The organism is Pseudomonas sp. 1152_12, assembly GCF_052850675.1.
This window is the reverse complement of record NZ_VXCW01000056.1, coordinates 1-667: the sequence shown is the minus strand read 5'-3', so window position 1 is coordinate 667 and position 667 is coordinate 1. Positions and strand designations below refer to the sequence as shown.

Genomic DNA, 667 nt, shown 5'->3' with positions numbered 1-667 from the left:
AATTTCGCCGACTTCGTTTTCGATCTCGGTCAGCAGTAACCGGGCGTTGTCGTAGCGGTAGTTGACCTGGGTGCCGTCAGAATTAATGCGCCGGCTGATCAGGTGCAGGCCGTCGGCGTATTCGTAGCGGGTGACGTGGCCCAGTTCATCGCGTTCGGCGGTGATTTTTCCGTAGGGGTTGTAGCTGTATTCCCGCGTGGCGCCGTCTGGAAGTACGGCGCGAACCAACCGACCCACACCGTCCCACTGGTACTGGGTCAGCGCGCCATGCTCATCCTCGCGAGCAACCTGTTGCCCAAGGTCGTCATAGCGATAGCGCTTAACCCCACCATTCGGTAGTTGCTCTTCAGTGAGCTGCCCGCGCTCATTCCAGACCAGCCGATGGCACCCGTTATCCGGATACCAAACCCCAATCAGTTGCCCATGTTTGTTGTACGTGTAGTCCGTAACGTGGCCGTCAGGATCCGTCTTACGCGTAACGTCGCCCTGGTCATTACGCTCATATTTCCAAACCGCCTCACCACGCCGTACGACTCGTACGAACCCGTTGTCATGCTCGTAGGAAGTCGGCTCATCCTCTCCAGGAAACATCGCCACCAAGCGTCCGGCTTCGTCGTATTGATACGCCGTCACCGCCCCGAGCGGGTCCTGATCAACCGTCAGTCGC

General features: G+C 58.6%; 1 pseudogene. It reads right to left on the bottom strand.

The features are described from left to right. Positions 1-667, bottom strand: a pseudogene (locus FW764_RS28085) (type IV secretion protein Rhs); the annotation flags it as partial.